Raw genomic sequence first — 22,947 nt, 5'->3', positions numbered from 1 at the left:
ATTTTTCCTTCCTGGAAAGAGATTGCGCGTTTATCATATCATCTTATTTTTTCCGGGTAACGTGTAATTGTCCCGCTTGATACTGGATAACTTCGATCTCTTCTCCTCGCTCGATGAATCCGGATTCAGCCCGGGCATCGTAGATGTCATCTTCTACCTGTACCTTTCCGGCAGGACGTAAAACAGTAACCGCCACACCGGATTTGCCAATCATCTGGCTGGTCCCGGCATCAACTCCTATAAAGCCATCTTCTTTATTCTCCGCTGTGTTAAGGGCAAGATTCCGGAATGGTCCACCATGCGAAGCGAATATGAGCTTGGTAGCATATAGCGCGAAGAAAAATACAATGATGAAAGCTCCTAAAACTGTCACGATTGCCCGGCTAAGTGCTTTTGCGGGAACATTGTCGAAATTGAAATTATCGTTACCTACCATGCTTAATATTAAGCCGGACATGGTTAAAATAATTCCGGCTATTCCGGCAAAGCCAAAACCGGGTATGACAAATATTTCGACGGCAATGAGTATTAATCCGACAACAAAAAGGAGGATCTCCCAATTAGCCGCCAGACCTTCTAAGTAGAGTGGAGCGAAGTACAATGAGGCTGCAAAAATAGCCACTCCCAACGGGAAACCGATTCCTGGCGTTTGTAACTCAAAATAGATTCCTCCAAGAATTGCCAGAATTAATATTCCGGAAACCATCGGGTGTACCAGAAAACCGATAAACTGTTCCAGGATGGTAGGTTTATATTGTTTGACAACATAGTTTTCCAGACCAGCCTTATCAATTACCTGCTGAATATTGCTTACCATGCCCTCGCAAAAGCCATATTTAATTGCTTCGGTCGGTGTCATGGTCAATACTTTCCCGGTATCGATAATTCCGGGAATATACAGACTTTGGTCAACCATAGCCTCGGCAATTTTCGGATTACGCCGCCACTTGATGGTGGTATCCTGTCCACTGACAATGGTATCTTTTCCTTGCGCCTCGGCGGTAGCCCGCATAATGGAGCGCATGTAGCTCTGATACTTGTCGGGCATGGCCTGGCCGGTTTGGTTGACGACAGTAGCCGCTCCCATATTCGCTCCTTCGCGCATGTAAATACTGTCGCACGAAAGTGCTATAAGTGCGCCGGCAGAGGCGGCGTTGTTATCAATAAAGGCATAAACCGGTATTGGTGAATTCAGGATTTTCGTCCGGATGGAATCGGCATCTAAAACGGTTCCCCCATAGGTATTCAGGTGGATGACAATTAAACTGGCATGAAGTGAATCAGCTTCGGCGAAAGCCTGTTTGGTTTTACGCCAGACTGCCGGAGCTATATTCTCATTGATGTTAAACCGTAGTACCACTTTGGGACTGTTGGCTGTTGATAGTGAGCCAGCATCGTCAGCCTTCGACGGAAAATAAGCCAGGAACAATATCAGTAAGGTAAGGAGTCTGATTTTCATCTGCAGTGTTCATTAGTTAACACGAAAACCGCTTAGCCTTCTTATCTTTTTATGTCAGGATATGTCGGAAATTCGTTTACCTAAGATTCCAATTTTTTGGCGTAATTCCAAAATAATTTCAACCCCTTTCGTTTGGAGCCATCCAACGGGTAACTGATGTCGCGGCTGTAATATTTTTCCAGGTTATAAGCAGGATATTGTGGTGCAATTTCTTTAATAACGTCGGACATATTGTCGATGCCTACTGCAAGCGCCTCGTTGAGGGCTTTCTTGAATTCTTCAGGCAACGGTTTATTGGCTGTCCAGCAGGCGAAAACAAAATCCAATCCGGTGTAGTTGGCCCATTCCTGGCTTAAATCGTAAACATGCGGATAGTGCCCGTCAATTTCAAAAACCCGATCGCCAATGACCACGCCGGCTGTTTTTCCTCTGATATCGCGGATGTGATATCCCGGTTCACTTTTCAACCATTTCACCTCTTTTTTCCAGAAGAACCGGGCCAGTACACGTGCCAGCATGACCGAGGTTCTCGATTGGTAATCGAGAATAATGGTGTCAACCTGTTCCAGCGGAACTTCGCTTACCAGGACAACCGTCCGGACCGGTCCACACGCTCCGATACAATAGTTGGAAATAATTTCAGCTCCGGGAATTTGAGGAATAACGGCAACCGGGACCAGCCCTACATCCACTTCATCCTCGATGAGCTTGGCCGCACAAAGCGAAGGCATGTCCAGCGAGAGCTCAATTTCATTGACAAATCCCGAGTGTTCAAGTCCGTAAATAAATGGTTTAGTATTTAGGTAGGAAACGGCTGATATTTTAACTTTTTTCATTGTCGTAATACTCCAAAATTGCTGCTAAAAGTATAAAAAATATTGGGTGCGATACCTGATATTTTACCATTCCGGATAAGATTGTCTGATTTATTTCGGAAGGTCGCTTTATCATTAACTCAAATTTAATGCTACTTGTTTTACCTATTTCAATGAGTCAGCCATCTGTGATATTGGTGTTTGGATAATTGTTCACCTTTTTTTAGTAGAAGTGTGAGAATTAATTTGGGTTGTGGGGCAGGTTAACTTGGTCGTTTTCATCAGGCTAAAGCGGAATTTATTAATTTTGCAGCGGTTATTAATCTGAATTTAAATCGCTTTATGGATCTTCAAATACTTACTGCCATTTCGCCCGTTGACGGTCGTTACCGTGAAAAAGTAGATGAACTGGGTGAATATTTCTCGGAGTTTGCTTTGATAAAGTACCGGGTTTTTGTGGAAGTTGAATATTTTATTTCGCTGACCGGGATACCGTTACCCCAATTGAAATCTTTCGACGGTTCGCTGAAAGAAAAATTACGGGCCATCTATGAAGATTTCACTCTGGAGGAGGCGCAGCATATTAAGGATATTGAGAAGGTGACCAATCACGATGTAAAAGCGGTGGAGTATTTTGTGAAAGAGAAATTTGATGCACTTGGCCTGGAGAAATTCAAGGAGTTCATTCATTTCGGACTTACTTCGCAGGACATCAATAATACCGCTGTACCGTGTTCCATCCGCGATGCCATTCAGAATGTGTACATTCCTTTGTTTGATGAATTGGTCGCCAAACTGGACGAACTATCGTTGGCCTGGGAAGAAATCCCGATGTTGGCCCGTACACATGGACAACCGGCATCGCCTACCCGTTTGGGAAAAGAACTGAAAGTTTTCATCGAGCGGTTAAATGTGCAGGTGGAGTTGTTGAAAGTGATTCCCTGCTATGCCAAGTTCGGCGGTGCAACTGGTAATTTTAATGCCCATTTTGTTGCTTACCCGAAAATTGACTGGGTCAGTTTTGCCAATAATTTTGTACAAAATTCGCTCGGACTAGAGCGTTCGCAGGTAACAACCCAGGTTGCCCACTACGATAATTACGGGGCGATTTTCGACAACCTGAAACGCATCAATACCATTATTCTGGATTTGGACCGCGACATGTGGACTTACATTTCCATGAATTATTTCAAGCAGAAAATTAAGGAGGGGGAAGTTGGTTCTTCGGCTATGCCACACAAAGTAAATCCCATTGATTTTGAGAATTCAGAAGGGAACCTGGGAATTGCCAATGCAGTTTTCGAACACTTATCGGCTAAATTACCGGTTTCGCGGTTGCAGCGTGACCTGACTGATTCGACGGTACTGCGTAATATTGGTGTTCCGATTGCTCATACGGTTATTGCCCTGAAATCGACACTGAAAGGATTGGGTAAATTACTGATCAATATAGAAGCGATTGAGGAGGACCTGGAAGAAAACTGGGCTGTTGTTGCCGAGGCAATCCAGACAATTCTGCGACGCGAGGGGTATCAGAATCCTTATGAAACTTTAAGGGAATTGACTCGCGTAAATCAAAAGATCAACCGCGAATCGATTCACGGATTTATTGAGACCTTACATGTGGATGAGAAGGTGAAGGCTGAACTTAAGCGGATTACACCACAAAATTATACCGGAATTCTCATCTAATAAAATTTTATGCGGTTGAAAAAATGGATGCCTCTACAGGTATCCTTTCTTAAATTTTATTCAGGATTTCTGTTCCTGAAAGTTTTGCTACTTTTGGAGCGCAAAGTCTGAGATTATTACAGGCAGACGGCGGTTTTATGAATGTATTGGAAATGGATCCGGATGTATGGCAAAACGAATGGTTCGTGGAATCGTGAAAATACATCGCTCCGTTTTGGAACTGAAATCAAGTTATGATGAAAGGTCTTTTCAAACTTCTTCGTAGATATATTCCTCCTTACAAGAATTATGTTATTTTGAATGTGGTTTTTAACCTGTTGGGAGCAATCTTCGGAGCATTTTCTTTTGCTGCCATTAGTCCGGTACTTGGCGTATTGTTTGGTACCCAGAAGATGGTGGACCAACCGGTAGAGTGGGCGCTCACGCTGGATAGCATCAAGCACAACTTCTTTTATCATATCAGTCATGTTATCGAATTGCACGGAAAGGAATCGGCACTGGTTTACATTGGCGGATTCATGGTAATTGCAGTGTTGCTGAAGGTAGGCTTTACGTACCTGGCCAGTTTCATGATGGTACCCATCCGTAACGGCGTTGTTCGTGATATCAGGAACCGGATTTATCACAAAATACTTTCTCTTCCTATTGGCTTCTTTACAGAAGAGCGCAAGGGAGATATTATTGCCCGCATGACCGGCGATGTTCAGGAGATTGAGAATTCCATCATGAACTCGTTGGAGATGATGTTCAAGAACCCCATCCTGATTATCATCTCATTGGTGGTGATGATAACCATGTCGTGGTCGTTGACAATTTTCGTCTTCGTGCTGTTGCCGATAGTTGGATATTTTATCGGTAAGGTGGGGAAGAGCCTGAAAAAACCGTCGATGAGTGGCCAGAATAAAATGGGCGAACTCCTGTCAACCATTGAGGAATCGCTTTCCGGACTACGCATAATCAAAGCTTTTAACGCCGAAAAGAAAGTAACCCAGCGTTTTGAAAGTGAAAACCAACAGTATTACAACATCATGAACAAGCTGATGTGGCGTCGTTACCTTGCCCATCCCATGAGTGAATTCCTGGGGACGTTCGTCATTGTTATTGTTCTGTGGTACGGCGGCAGGTTAGTCCTTCATCATCAGGGAGGATTAAGTGCACAGGGATTTATCACCTATCTGGTTTTCTTTTACAGCATTATCAATCCGGCGAAAGCCTTTTCAACGGCACTCTATTCCGTACAAAAAGGTCTCGCTTCGATGGAACGGGTGGATATGGTATTGAATGCGCAGAGTAATATCCGTAACCGGGAAGGTGCGAAGCGGGTTTCTGAATTTAAAGATCGGATTAATTATCAGGATGTTACTTTTCGGTACAACGAAGATAATGTGCTGAAGAAGGTGAATCTCGAAATTGAAAAAGGAAAAACAGTTGCATTGGTTGGACAATCGGGATCCGGAAAATCGACCTTTGTCGATCTCCTGCCACGTTTTTACGATGTAAAAGAGGGACAGATTAAGGTAGATGGAGTGGATATTCGGGATTTGAATATTACTGATTTACGAAGTTTGATGGGAAACGTGAACCAGGAACCTATCCTGTTTAATGATAGTTTCTTCAATAACATTGCTTTTGGTGTTGAAAACGTGACCGAAGAAGATGTGATGAATGCTGCCAGGGTGGCAAATGCTCACGAGTTTATTATGAATACTCCTGACGGTTATCAATCGAATATTGGCGACCGGGGAGGAAAACTCTCGGGAGGACAACGTCAGCGCATTTCCATTGCCCGTGCTGTTCTGAAGAACCCGCCGATTATGATCCTGGACGAAGCTACATCGGCGCTGGATACCGAATCGGAGAAACTGGTGCAGGAGGCATTGGATAACCTGATGAAAAACCGGACTTCCATCGTTGTTGCCCATAGGTTATCAACCATCAAGAATGCCGATTTAATTTGTGTGTTCCAGAATGGCGAGATTGTGGAACGCGGTACGCATGACGAATTGATTGCCAAAGATGGTATTTATAAAAAGCTGCATGGCATGCAGAACTTTTAATAATTAGGAGATTAAAAAAGAAGCCGCACAACTTCCGGGTTATGCGGCTTCTTTTTATGATTGTGATTGTTTCTGAAGTTCGGTCTGATTAATTCACAATGGGCAGAAAGCTGTGATTCTTTGAATAATCGAGCATTTGCTCGGCAAAGTTTTCCGGGTACGAAATTGTGATGTCTGTTATTTCACCATCTTCCTCAGTCACTTCGTAATTGGGATTCAGGAAACCGGCATAGGGAGCTAAGTTGAGCTTCTTGTAGCGCTCCGACACTTCGTCGTGTAAATCACGAATCACTTTTACACCATAGTTTTCGACCAATGCTTTCCCGGCTTCGTAATCGCCTTCCGATTTAATGCGCTGAACTTCTTTCAGCAGTTCACCAAACAGTTCGCGTAAGCGCTGGTAGTCATTGATGACGAAGAAGGTTTTATCGTTTCGCTCTTTTCGTTCGATCACATTTTCCGTACTTCCTTTATCGTAAACCCAGCGGGCAATCAATTGGCGGTTACGCATGTGCGACTCTTCCAAATCTTTTCCCGGTTCAATTCGGACCAACTGGGTTAAGAGTCCGTTGCGGATGTAGGCGTCGTATTCTGCTTTGGCGGTTTCGTCAGACTCCGTAAGGCCGAGTTCAATTAATTTTGGATCCATAATGAAATAGAGAGCAAACAAATCGGCCCTGGTTTCTTCCAGTGTTGAGTAGTAGTTTTTTAACGCGTCAACGGTTACTCCTTTTTTCATCCTGCCGGAACCGTGCCCGAGGCATTCGTGCAAATCGGTGTGCAGGTTATTCCCCAGGTATCCGTGTTTTCGTGTGCGCTCTATTTCCTCTTTATCCCAGCAAAACTCTTCCAACATGCCGTCACCCAGCGAAGCCTGATGGTATGCGTAAGTGATATTTTCGATGGTTACGGATTTGGAACCGTATTGTTCCCTAATCCACTCAGCATTTGGGAGGTTAATCCCGATAGGTGTCGCCGGATGGCAATCACCGCCCAACATGGCTACCGTAATTACTTTTGCTGAAACTCCGGTGACTTTTTCTTTTTTGAATTCGGGCGAAACTGGTGAATGTTCTTCAAACCACTGAGCATTGTTGCTGATGATTTCGGTGCGTTTAGTCGCTTCGTCGTTTTTAAAATTGACGATAGATTCCCAGCTGCCTTTGATTCCCAGTGCGTCGCCATACACTTCAATGAAGCCATTTACAAAGTCAACTTTACTCTCGATATCTTTCACCCATTCAATGCTGTGTTCGTCGAAACTCTTTAAATCACCGGTTTGGTAAAAGATGATGAGTTTGGCAATACTTCGCTGTTGGGTCGGTGACTCAGCTACTTCCTGTGCTTTCTTCAACCACTTGACAATTTCCTCGATAGCTTCCGAATACAAACCATTTTCTTTCCACTTCTTTTCAACGAGTTCACCATTCTCCTTGGTGAGTTTCGAGTTTAATCCGAATGAAGGCGGATTTTTACCAGCGTTACTGTTTAGCTGAGTGTAAAATAGCTCAGCTTCGGTCTGTGTCACATCGCTGTAAAAGTTATTAGCCGATTCGAGTAGTAAATCTTTTGTTGAATCGAGGGAAACTCTCTTGCTGTGGTGTGCCGGATCGAAAATTACCGGGAGTAACTCGTGTATCAGTTTCTGTGGATGCTCAAAATCGGACCAGTTGGAGTGCCCAATGAGGTGTAGGAAATACTTTTGGGAAAACTCAGGATTGATTTTATCCATCGAATAATGATGGTGCATCCCGTTGGAAAACCAAATACGCTTCAGATAGACTTCAAATTGCTTGTACTCTTTAGTCTTACGGTCTCCGTCGAATGTGAGGTAGATGGTTTCTAGTATTTTACGTAGGCGCAGATTGTACCCGTTGTTTTGATCCCATAAAATATCGCGGCCAGCCAATGCTGCACGACTTAGGTAATATATTAGTTTTTTCTGTTTCAGGCTAAGTTGCTCAAATCCATCGACCTGATAGCGAAGGATTTTTAAATCAGCAAACTTCTCGCAGAAAAACGTGAAATCGTCAGTCATGAATATAAAATTTCTGTTAGAACTTGAATGATATCCTGTTAATGGGGTATTTATGCAAGGAAAACATCTGGTAATGCAAATTGTTTTCCCCGAGTGCAATAAGCTAATTTACGGAACTTTCCATATCTCCTATTGCCCGAGTACGTGAAGTTGGTTAATTAACAGTTCGCGGTGTGATTTACTAAATGGCAGTGAGTGGGTACCATCTTCTGTTTCTACTTCGAGTGTGTTTCCAAGAATGCGTTTAATTTTCCTGATATTGACAATGTAAGAACGGTGAATCCGGATAAAAAGGTTTTCCGGGAGTTTTTCATCGATGAGTTTAAGTGGATAATGCGTGATGTATTTCTCACCAAACGTGACAAATTGTGCATAGTTCTCTAAGGATTCGATGTAAATAATGTCCTCGGGATTGACCGGATCGAGCTTTGAGTTGTTTTTGATCCATAACGTTTTTTTTCCCCATTTGTCATCTGAAAAAATATCTTCATGCTCTTCCATCTTAGCCTTTGTATCTTTATGAATGTTCGCAATGCCCCGGTTGACAGAACGAATAAAACGAGGAAAAGTCACTGGCTTTAGAAGGTAATCGGTGACATCATATTCAAATGCCGTTAAAGCATATTTTTCACGGGAGGAGACGATGATAACCTGAGGTGAATTATCCATCACACTCAGTAATTCCATACCATTCATCTCCGGCATTTCAATGTCGAGAAAAAGAATATCAATTTTGGTTTTCCCTTCTTGCAGGAGTTTCAGTGCGCCTACGGCACTTTCCAACGAAAAATATTTTTCAAAAAGTTTTGTCCGATCGATGTATTTCTCCAATACTGTCCTGCAAACCCGGTCGTCATCAACGATTAAGCAGTTCATAAGCCCATTAATCTTGTTTCAAAGATAGAAAAATCAGGGTAATTGAATTCGGATTGAATATCAAAAACTGAAAACTATTTAATCAGTGGGTTATATCGCTTTCATGTTGTCTTCATGAAATTTCTTTTCGATAAGCCCTGCTCTTTTGATGGTTTTCCGTAACCAGGCGAGATGGATATCATCTTTTTCGTCATCGTTAAGAAGGTAATCAATATTACTCTGCCGAAGGCGTAAATTAAGGTGGTGGAGAGTGATGGCAGCTGAAACAGATATGTTAAAACTTTCGGTAAAACCGAGCATGGGGATTTTGAGAAATTCATCGGCGTTATTTTCAACGATCTCTGAAATTCCGGTTAATTCGGTTCCGAAAATTAAGGCTGCTTTGCCCTTTCTTAAATCGAAATCTTCCAGGTTGGTATCGTTCGCGTGGGGCGATGTGGCTACAATTCGGTAGCCCTGATTGCGCAAGTGATGAATGCAATCCATGGTATTTTGCTCTTTTTCACGGTAGTGATGCAGGTTTAGCCATTTGGTTGAACCTAATGTCACTTCGGGGTTCACTTTAAACTGGTTTTGATTTTCTATAATATGTACGTCCTGAATCCCGAAACAATCACAGGAACGCATGACGGCGCTGGCATTTTGGGATTGATAAATATCCTCCAGAACAACGGTCAGGTAACGTGTTCTCGAACTCAATACTTTTTCAAAAAGTTCTTTCCGTTCCGGTGTGATGTATTCAGAAAGATAATTTATTAATTCTTTGCCCATGGGTATCAATAAAAAAGGGAGCCTTGGCTCCCTTTGAAATCTTTTTTGCCATTGTTTACTGAACACTGTCAGTCAATTCGCTACCAGCTTTGAACTTAACAATCTTCTTGGCAGGAATGTTAATCGTAGCACCCGTTTGTGGGTTACGGCCCTGACGAGCAGGACGTTCGGTAGTTGCAAACGAACCAAATCCGATTAAAGCAACGCGATCACTTTTTTTCAGTGCATCAGTTGTGGTTTTTACGAAAGCGTCAAGAGCTTTCTTTGTGTCCGCTTTAGTCAGTCCGGCTTCAGCAGCAATGGCATCAATTAATTGAGCTTTGTTCATAGTACAGAAAGTTTAGAAACAACAGGTTAAATAAAATTCGTTTAATACTTTTTTTAACGCTAGTGCCTAATATAAAGAGTTTTAATTATTTTTCACAGCAAACCATACGAAATGTGTTGTTTAACATATGATTTCCTGCAAATTTGTCTCAAATACCAGTAAAATCAGCTTGTGCAAGCTTAATTATTTTGATTTCACTAAATTGAAAAGATTGAAACGAAAAACAAAATTTTTTTTATCTTTTTTTCTTAATAATGCTCTTAATTTTTTGGATAGAAACTTTTGACAGACAGAAAAAACTTCTACTTTTGCATTCGCTCGGAGAGATGGCAGAGTGGTCGAATGCGGCGGTCTTGAAAACCGTTGTGCCGCGAGGTACCGGGGGTTCGAATCCCTCTCTCTCCGCACTTACGGGTGTAGCTCAGTTGGTAGAGCACTGGTCTCCAAAACCAGGTGTCGGGCGTTCGAGCCGCTCCTCCCGTGCAAAAAGCCGGCTCATTTTTGAGCCGGCTTTTGTTTTTAGTCTGCTTACTTCTTGATTCGATGTTTGTTGCAGATTTTTGCTTGTTGCGGTTTTTGTTTTGGTTAATGAGCAAGGCCTAATATTCTTATGCGCATTTAAAATCGCTTCGTGTATATAATCGGTATATTTGTGCAAAATATTTTTTACATGGAAGTCGACTTGTTTATTCCTTGTTTCATCGATCAGTTATATCCGAAGACCGCCTGGAATACTTTGCGTGTTTTGGAGCGGGCCGGATGCAAAGTGCATTATAATCCGGAACAAACCTGTTGCGGGCAGCCGGCTTATAACAGTGGATATTTTGATGAAGCAAGAACTTTGGCAGTCAAATTTCTGAAAGATTTTCGTGGAAAACGTCCTATTGTTAGTCCCGGAGCTTCTTGTTCGGGCTATGTCCGCGACGGATTTGCTGATCTGTTTGATGAAACATCCGGGGAATTTCAGGAATATATTCACCGCAAGGAAAAGGTGATTGAGTTGACCGATTTTCTGGTCAATCATTTGGGCGTTACCAATCTTGGAGCTTCCTTCCCTCATAAAATAACTTACCACGATGCTTGTTCCGCTTTGCGCGGATATGGAATACGTGATGAGCCGCGTCAGCTTTTACAACATGTCGATGGACTGGAACTTGTCGAGATGGAGGAAACGTCCGAATGTTGCGGGTTTGGAGGTACGTTTGCCGTAAAGCACAAAGCTATCTCGACGGTGATGACACAAAACAAGGTGGAAAATGCCCTGAAGACCGGAGCTGAATATATCGTCTCGACCGAGGCTTCCTGTTTGATGAACATTTCCGGCTATATTAAACGTCAGTCACTTCCTGTAAAAGTAGTGCACATTGCCGATGTACTGGCCTCTTTTTAAAAACATCCGTCAGAATTCCTTCCTGGTTTGTCATTTCGAATGGCTTCATGCTGTCAATTCGTCAGCCAATTCTATCTGGCACAACCTTTGAATTTCCGGTTCGCGGTATATCGAAAAATTATCAACTTAAAATAATATTACAATGGAAGGAAGAATTGGTGTTACCAGTGAAAACCTGTTTCCGATTATTAAGAAATTTCTCTATTCCGATCATGACATTTTTCTTCGGGAAATCGTGTCGAATGCTGTTGATGCAAGTCAAAAGCTCAAAACATTAGCCTCGGTTGGCAGTTACAACGGTAACGTTGAAGACCAAAGGATCCGGGTGAAACTTGATAAAGAGGCCGGCACGGTTACCGTTTCGGATAATGGTATCGGTATGACCGAAGAGGAGGTAAATAAATACATCAATCAGATTGCCTTCTCCGGGGCGAACGAATTCCTGGAAAAATACAAGAATGATGCAAATGCCATTATCGGTCACTTCGGATTGGGATTCTATTCCTCATTTATGGTATCGGACAAAGTGGACATTATCACGAAATCATACCAGGATGGAGCCAAAGCAGTGAAATGGAGCTGTAATGGTAGTCCGGAATACACCATGGAAGAAGTTGATAAAGAAGAGGTCGGAACCGACATCGTAATGTATATCAACGACGATTCCAAAGAATTTTTGGAGGAAAACCGTATTTCCGAATTGTTAAACAAATACTGTAAGTTCCTTCCCGTTCCTGTTTTGTTCGGTAAAAAGAAAGAGTGGAAGGGCGAAGAATATGTCGATACGGATGAGGATAATCAAATCAATGATGTGGCTCCTGCCTGGACGCGCAAACCGGTTGATCTGACGGATGAGGATTACGATAAATTCTATCATCAGCTTTACCCGATGGCCGATGAACCGTTGTTTAATATTCATCTGAACGTCGATTATCCATTTAATCTTACCGGTATCCTGTATTTCCCGAAAATAAAGAATACCATTGAAGTACAGAAGAATAAGATTCAGCTCTACAGCAACCAGGTGTTTGTAACCGATTCGGTTGAAGGCATCGTTCCCGAATTCCTGACGCTGTTGCATGGTGTACTCGATTCACCGGATATTCCGTTGAATGTTTCCCGTTCGTACTTGCAAAGCGATTCGAATGTGAAGAAAATCAGCAGCCACATTACCAAGAAAGTGGCTGATCGTCTGGAGGAAATATTCAAGGAAAAACGGGAAGACTTTGAGAAAAAATGGGATGATTTAAAGCTCTTCATTGAGTACGGAATGTTGACCGACGAGAAGTTCTATGAGCGTGCGCTGAAATTCTTCCTGTTAGGAAATACCGAGGGTAAGAAATTTACGTGGGAAGAGTATGAAAACCTCATCAAGGAAAACCAGACCGATAAAGACAATAAACTGGTTTACCTCTATGCTAACCACCACGAAGATCAATACAGTTTTATTGAAACTGCGAAGGAAAAAGGATATGACGTATTGTTGATGGAAGATCCGCTGTCAACGCACCTGTTGAACTTGTTGGAGCAGAAATATCCTGAGAAACGCTTCGTTCGTGTGGACGCCGATGTGGTGGAAAAACTGATTCCTAAAGGAGATGAAGATAAAGAGAAGCTCTCGTTGGAAGAGAAAAACGAACTGAGCCCGGTTTTCCAGGCGATTGTTCCTAACGGGAAAGGCAATTTTATTGTCGACTTTGAGGATTTGGGCGAGTCTGCTAATCCGATGGTCATTACCCAGAATGAATTCATGCGCCGGATGAAGGATATGTCCCAACTTCAGGCGGGAATGAGTATGTACGGGGACTTGCCCGACAGCTACAACCTGGTGGTGAATATTGGTCATCCATTGGTGAAACAAGTGTTGGCAGACAAAGATGCTTCGCTCAATGCTGAGCTGGAAAAAATTAATCGGGAGATTGCCAAACAGCAGCATGAGAAAGAGGCGCTGAACAAGTTGAAGGAGGGTAAGAAAGATGAAGAGGTTCCTCAGGAAGAAAAAGACAAAATGAAGGAACTGGATGACAAAATTACTTCTCTTGAAGCCGACAAACGCTCGAAACTCGAAGCCTTTGGACGAGGAAACCAGTTGGCAAATCAATTGGTGGATCTCGCCCTGTTGGCCAACAATATGCTGCGGGGTAGTGATTTGAACAAGTTTGTTAAACGTAGTATTGAATTGATAAAATAAGCACTGTAATAGGATGCTAATGAAGGGGAGGCTGTTGTCTCCCTTTTTTTATACTCCTTGTATACGTATCTTTATGGCCCAATATTCGGTTGGTATATGAAAAATGTTAGAGGGGTAATGAAGATCCTGAAAAGGGTATTGGTGTTAGTGTTTTTTTTGCCGGCCCTGGCCATCGCCCAGCCACTGGTGATTCATTATTCGAAAGATGTTTACGGGGGAGGGAATCAAAACTGGTCGATTGCGCAGGACAAGCAAGGCTTGATGTATGTCGGAAATAACGATGGGCTTCTTCAGTTTGATGGTACCAACTGGAAGCTTTACCCGCTTCCCGATCGAAGTATTGTCCGCTCCGTGGCCGTAGGTCCGGATGGAAAAATATATACCGGTGCCTTCGAAGAATTTGGTTACTGGCAGCCCGATAAAACGGGGCAGCTGAAATATACTTCGATTTCGCATTCGTATCCCAACCTAAAGTTGCATAATTGGGAGTTCTGGCGTATCCTGTTTTCGCACGACAAAGCTTATTTTCAATCGTTCGGGGCGCTTTTTTCCTTCGATGGCGATACTGTTCGAAAAATTCCTCTTCCTTCCAATGTCATTTTGATGTCGCAGGTTGGGAATCGGTTGATTACCCAGGAAGATGGAGGTGGATTGATGGAGCTGATAAATGATCAGCCGGTTCATATTCCCGGTTCGGATTTTCTGTCATCCACGCAAGTGAAAAGTATTATTCCCGGAGGAAAGGATACATTGCTCGTTTGCACTTCATCGAGAGGGATTTACCAGCTCGCTTCCGGAAAATTCTCTCTATGGGGGGGCGATATCCAGGAATTCACGAAGCACAACGAATTGAATGTGGCTATTCCGCTGAAAAACGGATACGCTTTCGGGACCATTTTGAACGGAGTGGTGATTACCGGCCGGAAGGGAAATATTAAAACCCGGATTAACACGGAAAGCGGACTTCAGAATAATACGGTCCTGGCGTTGAAAGAAGATAAGAAGGGTGGTTTGTGGGTAGCGATGAACAAGGGGATTGACTATGTGGAAATCAATTCGCCGCTATCGGTTTATCGCGATAAGGATCAACGAATAGGAGCTCTGACTTCAGCCGTTCTATTTGAGGGAAAACTGTTTGTTGGTTCAAACCGGGGTGTTTATTATCGCAATTTAGTTGATGGAGATCCCCGGCAACCGCTTGGTAATTTTCAATTCCTGGATGGGACACAAGGACAGGTGTGGGATTTGCAGGTACATTCCGGCTCACTGATTATTGGGCACAACCGTGGCACATTCACATATAAAAATGGTCGGCTCCGCCAAATTAGCAATGTTTCCGGCGGCTATATGGTGAAACCTTACGAGCGCGGCGGAAATAAATACATGATTCAGAGCACTTATACCCGCTTGGCCATTTATCGGCTGGTAAATGGTAGCTGGCAGTTCGATCATCAGGTTACCGGATTTAACGAACCTTGCCGGTTTGTCGAAATTGGGCCGTTTGGGTATGTATGGGTGAGCCATCAGCAGAAAGGCGTGTACCGGTTGAAGCTGGATGCCAATTATCAAAAAGTTCTTGATACTCGTTATTTCGGACGTGTTTCCGGTTTGCCTGGCGATTTCAATGTTCATGTTTTCAAGGTTTCGAACCGGATTGTTCTGACTTCTCCGGAAGGACTTTATACGTACGATGACCTGCATGAGAAGGTTGTTCCGATGGATGATTTGAATCGTCAGCTGGGTGAACTTTCTTCTGCGCACCGCATTATTCATGTCGGCGATAACCGATATTGGTTGATTAGTCGTGATATGCTTGGGTTGGTGGATATTCGCGATAGTGGGGCGATGCTGATACGGAAAATGAATCCCGATCTTTATGGTTTTTCCATGGTGGAACGATACGAAAATATTGTGCCGCTCAACAAACATATTCAGATGGTATGCCTTGATGAAGGCTATGCTCTTGTTGATTTGAACAATAAGGTAAATGACACGTCCGGGCAGCAATTATTTTTCAGAGATGCGATCGTGTCTGATAGTAAGGGTAAAAGCAGGCGGTTGACTATTTCACCTGTCGGCTCACCTGCAATAATTCAATTACAACCCTGGGAACGGAATATCAAATTTCGGTTTGCCTCTTTGCGTTACACACCCGATGGGGAGTCCTACCAGTATTATTTGAAAGGTTTGAAGCCTGATGAGCACTGGAAATCTACTTTTCCCGAAGGTGAGGCGGCCTATGAGCGGCTAGCGGCCGGAAGTTATGTTTTTCATGTTCGGAATGTCGACGCATTTGTCCATACCATTTCTGAAATATCGTATCCATTTATTATCAGGCCATACTGGTACGCATCATCCATGGCTTACTTCTTTTATGTCATCATTGGCATCCTCATTATTATCATTTCTCAGCTGGTTTTGTATCGACGTTTTAAACGACGTGAAGAGAGAGTTCGCCATGAAAGGCAGATGGGGCTGGAAAGACGAAGAGAAGAAGAGCGTGAACATGCAGAAAATGAAATTATCAAACTGCGAAACGAAAAACTGCAGGCAGAACTCTCTCATAAAGACGTGGAACTGGCCAACTCAACCATGTCTATTATCCGTAAAAACGAGTCGCTCATTGAGATAAAGAATGAGATTGAGCGGCAAAAGAAACAGTTGGGAACGCGTTATCCCAGGAACATGTACGAAAAATTAGTGGGTTTGGTCGACAAGAACCTGACCAATGAAGATGACTGGTTGGTATTTGAATCTCATTTTGACCAGGCCCATGAGAATTTCTTCCGGCGACTGAAAAGTGAATATCCCGTGTTAACCCCTAGTGATTTAAAGCTCTGTGCTTATTTAAGGCTGAACCTGGCCACCAAAGAAATTGCACCCCTACTGAATATTTCAGTACGTGGCGTGGAAATACGCCGTTACCGTTTGCGGAAAAAACTGGAGTTGCCCCAGGAAAAAAATCTGGTGGAGTTCATGATAGAGTTTTGACAAACATTTTCGGCTCCCATTGCAGATTTATGACATTTCTTGATTCCAGTCAAACGTCTTTTTGGCCCAAAACTTAATATGTGAACGGTATTTGCATGCATTGAACGTTAAACATTCTTTGTATAATCTTTTCATTCCTTAGTCTGATTTAGCATTTATTTAATCTTAATTATAGAAATTGGATGCATTCATATATATTGATAATTAGATGGATGTGTGGATTGAGCTGTGTATTGATGTAGTGATGTGAAAGCCGAAATTTGCATGTTTTTTAACATGACGTAGGGAGGTAGGGGTAGCTTTCTTCCTTTTTACTCTGCGAGGGGGTTCTTTTGCTATGTATTCAAATTGTCAAAAAAGACTGAGCGAATGAAAAAGAGTTTATTAACCTTTTTGGTCGTCTTCCTTGGATATACCGTGATGGCACAGAACATCACAGTAACCGGGAAGGTAACTGGCGCGGACGATGGAAAGCCCATTCCGGGAGCCAGTATTTTAGTGAAAGGTACCACAACTGGTACCATTACCGATTTTGACGGTAACTATTCGTTAAGCGTTCCGTCTGACGGTACACTGGTATTCTCATTTTTAGGAATGAAGAATGTCGTTAGGCCTGTTAACGGGCAGAAAAAAATTAATGTAACCCTTACCACTTCTACCACGGATCTGAGTGAGGTCCGTGTGGTGGGTTATGGTGTTCAGCGTAAGCAGGACATCACCGGTTCCATTGCCGGAGTGCAGGGAGCCGATTTGGTAAAACAACCGGCTTTAACAGCAACCCAGGCTATCCAGGGTAAAGTAGCCGGTGTCCAAATTGTTAACTCCGGAGCTCCGGGGGCCGATCCGCAGGTTCGTATCCGGGGAACAGGAACCATTCTGGGGGGGGCCAATCCGCTTTATGTTGTTGACGGTGTAATTACCGACGATATTCGCAATATCAATAACTCCGATATTGTCTCGGTAGATGTGCTGAAAGATGCTTCGGCTGCCGCTATCTACGGTGTGCGTGGTGCAAACGGTGTGATTATTATTACCACCCGTGCCGGAGAAAGAGGAAAAATGAAGATTTCGTACGACGGCTATGTCAGTGCTAATGTAGCAGCCCACAAGGTGAAAATGGCAGATTCGAAATTGTATGCAGCTTATACCAATGAGGCATTAGGCTACGACGGAAAAGCCCCGGCTTTCGATCTGAATAACCTGCCTCCATATAATACCGACTGGTTCGATGCGATTACCCGGACAGGGATTAGCCAGAACCACAACCTTTCGGTAAGTGGTGGAACTGATAAGGCAACGTACTACTTCAGTATGGGATATAAAAGCGATCAAGGAATCCTGGACGGAAACAACTACGACCGTCTGACATTGCGTTCAAACAATACTTACAAGGTGACCGACTTCCTCGAGATTGGGAATAATATTGGCCTGTCGCGTTACAATTCCGACAACAAGCCTTACTCCGCTTTTACAGCAGCTTATCGCCAGGCTCCAACTGTACCGGTGAAAGACGCAGACGGCAACTATGGTTATACTGACATTAACAATGTGGGTAACCCGCGTGCGACGCTTGATTATACCAATAATCAAAGCTGGGGAACCCGCATCCAGGGATCGGTGTATGCCAAAGTTGATTTCACTAAACATCTCCAGTTTAAATCCAACATGGGTGTTGATTTTTCAGAAGGCCACGGCCGTATTTACAATCCGGTTTATACCGTATCCGCTACCCAAAAGAATGAAATTTCCAAGTTGACCCTGAATCAAAGTACTAATGAGCACTGGGTATGGGACAACTATTTCACTTACAACAACCGTTGGGGAAATCATCGGTTGAAGCTGATGGGAGGTACGACCGCTGAAAAGTACCGGACAAGATTTATGAATGCTTCCCGCCAGAATGTGCCGGCACAGAAGAATTACTGGTACCTTGATTTGGGGGATGCTGCTTCGGCAACCAATGGTAGTAACGGCACAAAAAATACCCGTAACTCTTATTTGGGACGTGTCAATTATAGTTTTGCCAATAAATACCTGTTTACCGGTACCATTCGTTACGACGGTTCTTCCATGTTTCCTTCCAATAATCGTTGGGCAACATTCCCATCTGTTGGGCTTGGTTGGGTACTTACCCAGGAGAATTTCCTGAAAGACAATGCATGGTTGAGCAACCTGAAATTGCGCGCCAGCTGGGGTAAAATTGGTAACGATAATATACCTGCAGATGCATTTACTTATCTTATCAATTCTGATTTGGCGTATGTTTTGGGCCCCGATCAGGCTTATATTAATGGTGGAACGATTACGGATATCAAAGACCCGAATTTGAAGTGGGAGGTAACCACTGAAACCGACCTTGGACTGGAATACGGATTGTTTGACAACCGTCTTTCCGGTGAGATTGATTACTATAATAAATTGACTTCAGATGCGTTGATTTATGCTCCGATTGCCGGGACATTTGGTGACAAAGACGGACAGTTCCTGACCAATAAGGCCGATATCCGGAATACCGGATTTGAATTCTCGGCGAACTGGCGGGATAAAATCAACTCTGATTTCAGTTATAATATCGGTTTCAATTTGACAACTAACAAAAACCGCATAGAGAAAGTGGGCGGCGGATTGCCAATCACCAGTGGTAGCTTAAACAATGGCCAGGTGACAACCCGTACCAAAGAAGGCGAGCCGATTGGTGCCTTTTGGGTGTACCAAACCGATGGTATTTTCCATAACCAGTCGCAGCTGGACGCTTATGTGAACAGCAATGGCGATCCGCTGATGCCGAATGCTCAGCCGGGTGACTTGAAACTGGTCGACCGGAATCATGATGGGGTTATCGACGATAATGACCGTTATTATGCCGGTTCATATAACCCGAAACTGATGGTTGGCCTGAATCTCGGACTGAACTATAAGAGCTGGGATTTATCGATCGATGCGTATGGTAACTTTGGCGGTAAAATCTATAACGGTAAAAAAGCACAACGTTGGGGCGGCGAAAACATTGAAGCATCGTTGGCTAATCGCTGGACACCCGACAACCATAACACCAATATTCCAAGGGCTTCCAATGCCGTACCGGTGGCTTCCGATTACTATCTGGAATCGGGCGACTTTTTCCGCGTCAATAACATAACTTTGGGATATACGCTTCCCAAAGCATTGACTGAGAAACTGTCAATAAGCCGTTGTCGTTTCTATGTGGCTGCACAGAATGCTATTACGCTGACGGGCTACAGTGGTTATAATCCGGAGTTACCGGGACTGATATCACGTAACTCAGGAAACTCAGACATCGGATCTAACACAACCAACTCCGGAAGTCTAAATTCCGGAATTGAACTGAGCTCTTACCCTGAAACGGCTTCTTACCTCTTGGGGCTCAACATAACTTTCTAATTTATATTGGATATGAAAAACAGAAAGATGAAATTATTATATATGGGAGCTGCAATCGCTGCAGCCCTGCTGACCTTCTCGGGATGTTCGGGCAATTACCTGGATGTTCCGCCGGAGGGAAATATGACTCCGGCAGACTATTATTCTGATCATCCTACTGAAGTAGTGAATGCAGTTTACAATAAACTGCTCGACTGGAACGAAAGTTCCTTCTCATGGCTTGGCGTTTCCAGTATTACTTCCGACGATGCTGATAAAGGTAGCGATCCGGGCGATACCGGAACGGACAAAAATTTGCTGGATAACTTCACGTTTGGAGCCGATGCCTTGTCATTTAACGATGTGTGGCAGGGAAACTATGAAGGAGTTGCCCGTGCCAACCAGGCATTAAAAGTGCTCGGCGAAGTGACCATCAGCGATACGCTGAGAAATCGCCTGCAAGGAGAAACTCGTTTCCTTCGCGCTTATTTCTATTGGAACCTGGTACGTTGTTTTGGAGACGTTCCACTCATCGATCGGGTGCCAGACCCAACCAATGCCGCGGACATTGCCATGGGAAATACCCGCGTTTCGAAAGATTCGATTTACGCATTCATAAAAACCGATTTGCAGTATGCTGTTGCAAACCTTCCGCTGAAAAGCGAATATGCTGCCGCCGATTTGGGGCGTGCAACCAAGGGGGCTGCACAAACCTTCCTGGCCAAGGTCAATCTGTATCAAAAGAACTGGTCGGAAGTATTGACGCTGACTAACGTGGTGATCAACTCCGGCGAATATTCACTGGTAAGCGATTACTCAACCATCTGGCGTGAAATTGGAGAGAACAACTCTGAATCTATTTTCGAAATCCAGGGACGTGGTCAGACACCTAACAAAGGGGTTCAGGGATATGTCGATGTTCAAAGTGTCAGAGGTCAGTTTGGATGGGGCTTCAATGTACCATCGCAGGATTTGGCCGATACTTATGAAGCAGGTGACCTCCGGAAAGATGCAACGATTATCTACCCCGGGGAAACCATGTGGGACGGTGTGGTGATTAATTCCGATACCCCGAACCCGATGTACAACCAGAAAGCGTACCTGAGCCGTACACAGGAAACGTATAACGGAAACTCCTGGGAGTCAAGTAAGAATGTCCGGATCTTCCGTTACGCCGAAGTGTTGTTGATGAAAGCTGAAGCAGCTAATGAAACCGGTGATCCGGCTACGGCGCTGGCAGCGTTAAACCAGGTTCGTGAACGGGTAGGTTTACCCGATTACACTGATAGCAATCAGGATAACCTCCGGATGAAGATTTATCACGAGCGCCGTGTGGAACTGGCATTCGAAAGCGACCGTACCTTTGACCTGATTCGTGAGGGACGGGCAGCAACGGTACTGGCCAAAGAGGGATTTGTGGCTGGTAAGAACGAATTGTTCCCCATTCCGCAACGGCAGATTGAGCTGAGTGGCGGTTTATTAACGCAAAATCCCGGATACTAAAATTTTTCATAGAAGTTAGGATGAACTTCCCGGAAGGTGTAAATTTACCTTCCGGGAAGTTTCTTCCTGTTTGTTAGGCTCACATTATCCGAATGTACAAATACCTGTTCTTCATATCAATCTGGATGGCTTTTGCCATGGCTTCCTGTTCAAAGAAGGAGTCTGTTTCAGGTGGAGGAACCGTACCTGAGCCACCCGTTCGGCTTACGGATGCGGAACTGATGGATACCGTTCAGCAAGCCACCTTTCGGTATTTTTGGGACTTTGCCCATCCGGTCTCCGGCCTTATCCGCGAACGAAGCAATGGCAACGATGACATTGTCACCACCGGAGGCTCCGGTTTTGGCGTTATGGCGATTATTGTCGGTGTGAAACGTGGTTACATTAACCGTCCGGAAGCCGTTGCGCGGTTGTTGAAGATGGTCACCTTTTTGCGTGATAAAACGACCCGTTATCATGGTGCCTGGTCGCACTGGATAAATGGTGCCACCGGCGCAACTATTCCTTTCTCGCAAAAGGATGATGGCGGCGATTTGGTCGAAACGGCTTACATGATTCAGGGCTTACTCACTGCAAGGCAATTCTTCAATGGTTCGTCAGATGATGAAACACAGTTGCGGGGTATGATTACCGGGCTGTGGCACGATGTGGATTGGAAATGGTACACCAACGGACAGAATTACCTCTATTGGCACTGGTCACCCAATTACGCATGGGACATGAATATGCCCATCCGGGGATTCAATGAAACGATGATCACTTATTTGCTGGCCGTCGCTTCTCCCACACATCCAATCGAACCGTCGCTGTATGATGCCGGTTGGGCTGGCGATAATTACAACCGGACCTTAATTGTTGACAAGTATGGTTATTACGGTGGACCGTTATTCTTTGTGCATTATTCGTATTTGGGAATGGATCCGCACTTTTCAGACCAATACATTAGCGCCAGTAACTTCGCTTCCTATTTCGTCCGGAACAAGGAACAAACCCTGTTGAACCGGGAATGGTGCATCGGCCGGGCTGCAACTTATTCTTACTACAACGAGAATTGCTGGGGACTAACAGCGTCTGATGATCCGGTAAACGGCTACATGGCTCATGAACCTACAACGGCCAATGATAACGGGACCATTACACCCACGGCAGCCATTTCGTCGATTGTTTATACGCCCACCGAATCGCTGGCGGCCATGCGTTACTTCTACGAATATTACGGTTCGAAAGGTCTTTGGGGAAAGTATGGTTTCAAAGATGCTTTTAATATTCATGAAAACTGGTATGCCGCTTCTTACCTGGCGATAGACCAGGGCCCCATTATTGCGATGATTGAGAATTACCGCAGCGGAATTTTGTGGAACAGCTTTATGCAGGATCCTGATGTGCAGACGATGTTTAGTAAGCTGGGTTTTGAGAAGACAAACAATTAAAAATAATCAACAAGATTTTTCGCCG

14 protein-coding genes and 2 tRNA genes are annotated in these 22,947 nt (G+C 44.0%); 10 read left to right on the top strand and 6 right to left on the bottom strand.

What is annotated here, in order from left to right; translation table 11 throughout:
• Positions 1–43 precede the first annotated feature (43 nt).
• A complete protein-coding gene (locus GJU82_RS10680) occupies positions 44–1,459 on the bottom strand; it encodes a nodulation protein NfeD (RefSeq protein WP_153632130.1) in 1,416 nt (471 codons plus the stop codon).
• Between the two features lie 80 nt (positions 1,460–1,539).
• A complete protein-coding gene (locus tag GJU82_RS10675) occupies positions 1,540–2,295 on the bottom strand; it encodes a menaquinone biosynthetic enzyme MqnA/MqnD family protein (RefSeq protein ID WP_153632129.1) in 756 nt (251 codons plus the stop codon).
• A 321-nt stretch (positions 2,296–2,616) separates the two neighbouring features.
• Between GJU82_RS10675 and purB the strand changes: the two genes are divergently transcribed.
• Both purB and GJU82_RS10665 read left to right on the top strand, forming a co-directional pair.
• Positions 2,617–3,966, top strand: coding sequence for an adenylosuccinate lyase (gene purB / locus GJU82_RS10670; protein WP_153632128.1), 1,350 nt, complete (start codon positions 2,617–2,619; stop codon positions 3,964–3,966).
• A 233-nt stretch (positions 3,967–4,199) separates the two neighbouring features.
• Positions 4,200–6,023 carry an ABC transporter ATP-binding protein gene (locus GJU82_RS10665; RefSeq protein ID WP_228488665.1) on the top strand — a complete coding sequence of 608 codons (1,824 nt, stop codon included), beginning with the start codon at positions 4,200–4,202 and terminating at the stop codon, positions 6,021–6,023.
• Between the two features lie 88 nt (positions 6,024–6,111).
• On the opposite strand, the gene GJU82_RS10660 is transcribed toward GJU82_RS10665, so the two are convergent.
• The 4 genes from GJU82_RS10660 to GJU82_RS10645 all read right to left on the bottom strand — a co-directional run bounded on the left by GJU82_RS10660 (position 6,112) and on the right by GJU82_RS10645 (position 10,036).
• Complete coding sequence (locus GJU82_RS10660) at positions 6,112–8,061, bottom strand: dihydrofolate reductase (RefSeq protein ID WP_153632127.1); 1,950 nt, start codon at positions 8,059–8,061, stop codon at positions 6,112–6,114.
• Between the two features lie 129 nt (positions 8,062–8,190).
• Positions 8,191–8,937 (bottom strand): LytTR family DNA-binding domain-containing protein, encoded by a 747-nt coding sequence (locus tag GJU82_RS10655; RefSeq protein WP_153632126.1) that lies wholly within the window; start codon positions 8,935–8,937, stop codon positions 8,191–8,193.
• 90 nt (positions 8,938–9,027) lie between these two features.
• Positions 9,028–9,708: an RNA methyltransferase gene (locus GJU82_RS10650; protein ID WP_153632125.1), complete on the bottom strand. Its 681-nt coding sequence runs from the start codon at positions 9,706–9,708 to the stop codon at positions 9,028–9,030.
• Positions 9,709–9,763: 55 nt separating this feature from the next.
• Entirely contained in the window at positions 9,764–10,036 is a 273-nt protein-coding gene (locus tag GJU82_RS10645; protein WP_153632124.1) for an HU family DNA-binding protein, read from the bottom strand.
• 320 nt (positions 10,037–10,356) lie between these two features.
• On the opposite strand from GJU82_RS10645, the gene GJU82_RS10640 reads away from it, so the two are divergent.
• From GJU82_RS10640 to GJU82_RS10605, 8 genes are all read left to right on the top strand, one after another.
• Positions 10,357–10,441 (top strand) — tRNA-Ser (locus tag GJU82_RS10640).
• Between the two features lie 5 nt (positions 10,442–10,446).
• Positions 10,447–10,519, top strand: a tRNA-Trp gene (locus tag GJU82_RS10635).
• Between the two features lie 187 nt (positions 10,520–10,706).
• On the top strand, positions 10,707–11,426 hold the full coding sequence (locus tag GJU82_RS10630; RefSeq protein ID WP_153632123.1) for a (Fe-S)-binding protein: 720 nt from the start codon (positions 10,707–10,709) through the stop codon (positions 11,424–11,426).
• Positions 11,427–11,568: 142 nt separating this feature from the next.
• Positions 11,569–13,617, top strand: coding sequence for a molecular chaperone HtpG (gene htpG / locus GJU82_RS10625; RefSeq protein ID WP_153632122.1), 2,049 nt, complete (start codon positions 11,569–11,571; stop codon positions 13,615–13,617).
• 117 nt (positions 13,618–13,734) lie between these two features.
• The gene (locus GJU82_RS10620; RefSeq protein WP_194831031.1) at positions 13,735–16,608 is read left to right on the top strand and encodes a two-component regulator propeller domain-containing protein; all 2,874 of its coding nucleotides are present in this window, start codon (positions 13,735–13,737) and stop codon (positions 16,606–16,608) included.
• 369 nt (positions 16,609–16,977) lie between these two features.
• Entirely contained in the window at positions 16,978–20,010 is a 3,033-nt protein-coding gene (locus GJU82_RS10615) for a TonB-dependent receptor (RefSeq protein ID WP_153632120.1), read from the top strand.
• 27 nt (positions 20,011–20,037) lie between these two features.
• On the top strand, positions 20,038–21,492 hold the full coding sequence (locus GJU82_RS10610) for a RagB/SusD family nutrient uptake outer membrane protein (RefSeq protein ID WP_153632119.1): 1,455 nt from the start codon (positions 20,038–20,040) through the stop codon (positions 21,490–21,492).
• A 92-nt stretch (positions 21,493–21,584) separates the two neighbouring features.
• Positions 21,585–22,922, top strand: a complete 1,338-nt coding sequence (locus tag GJU82_RS10605) for a glucoamylase family protein (RefSeq protein WP_153632118.1) — start codon at positions 21,585–21,587, stop codon at positions 22,920–22,922.
• Positions 22,923–22,947: the final 25 nt, after the last annotated feature.

This window comes from Prolixibacter sp. SD074 (assembly GCF_009617895.1).
Taxonomy (GTDB): Bacteria; Bacteroidota; Bacteroidia; order Bacteroidales; family Prolixibacteraceae; genus Prolixibacter.
Note: the sequence above shows the minus strand (reverse complement) of the source record. Positions and strands in the feature narration are given on the sequence as shown.

What these genes read in the sequence shown, in the direction of transcription:
- GJU82_RS10680 (WP_153632130.1), bottom strand. Translation starts at nt 1,459, where the DNA reads ATGAAAATCAGACTCCTTACCTTACTGATATTGTTCCTGGCTTATTTT.
- htpG (WP_153632122.1), top strand. Translation starts at nt 11,569, where the DNA reads ATGGAAGGAAGAATTGGTGTTACCAGTGAAAACCTGTTTCCGATTATT.
- GJU82_RS10630 (WP_153632123.1), top strand. Translation starts at nt 10,707, where the DNA reads ATGGAAGTCGACTTGTTTATTCCTTGTTTCATCGATCAGTTATATCCG.
- GJU82_RS10605 (WP_153632118.1), top strand. Translation starts at nt 21,585, where the DNA reads ATGTACAAATACCTGTTCTTCATATCAATCTGGATGGCTTTTGCCATG.
- GJU82_RS10655 (WP_153632126.1), bottom strand. Translation starts at nt 8,937, where the DNA reads ATGAACTGCTTAATCGTTGATGACGACCGGGTTTGCAGGACAGTATTG.
- GJU82_RS10620 (WP_194831031.1), top strand. Translation starts at nt 13,735, where the DNA reads ATGAAGATCCTGAAAAGGGTATTGGTGTTAGTGTTTTTTTTGCCGGCC.
- GJU82_RS10660 (WP_153632127.1), bottom strand. Translation starts at nt 8,061, where the DNA reads ATGACTGACGATTTCACGTTTTTCTGCGAGAAGTTTGCTGATTTAAAA.
- GJU82_RS10615 (WP_153632120.1), top strand. Translation starts at nt 16,978, where the DNA reads ATGAAAAAGAGTTTATTAACCTTTTTGGTCGTCTTCCTTGGATATACC.
- GJU82_RS10610 (WP_153632119.1), top strand. Translation starts at nt 20,038, where the DNA reads ATGAAATTATTATATATGGGAGCTGCAATCGCTGCAGCCCTGCTGACC.
- GJU82_RS10675 (WP_153632129.1), bottom strand. Translation starts at nt 2,295, where the DNA reads ATGAAAAAAGTTAAAATATCAGCCGTTTCCTACCTAAATACTAAACCA.
- purB (WP_153632128.1), top strand. Translation starts at nt 2,617, where the DNA reads ATGGATCTTCAAATACTTACTGCCATTTCGCCCGTTGACGGTCGTTAC.
- GJU82_RS10665 (WP_228488665.1), top strand. Translation starts at nt 4,200, where the DNA reads ATGATGAAAGGTCTTTTCAAACTTCTTCGTAGATATATTCCTCCTTAC.
- GJU82_RS10650 (WP_153632125.1), bottom strand. Translation starts at nt 9,708, where the DNA reads ATGGGCAAAGAATTAATAAATTATCTTTCTGAATACATCACACCGGAA.
- GJU82_RS10645 (WP_153632124.1), bottom strand. Translation starts at nt 10,036, where the DNA reads ATGAACAAAGCTCAATTAATTGATGCCATTGCTGCTGAAGCCGGACTG.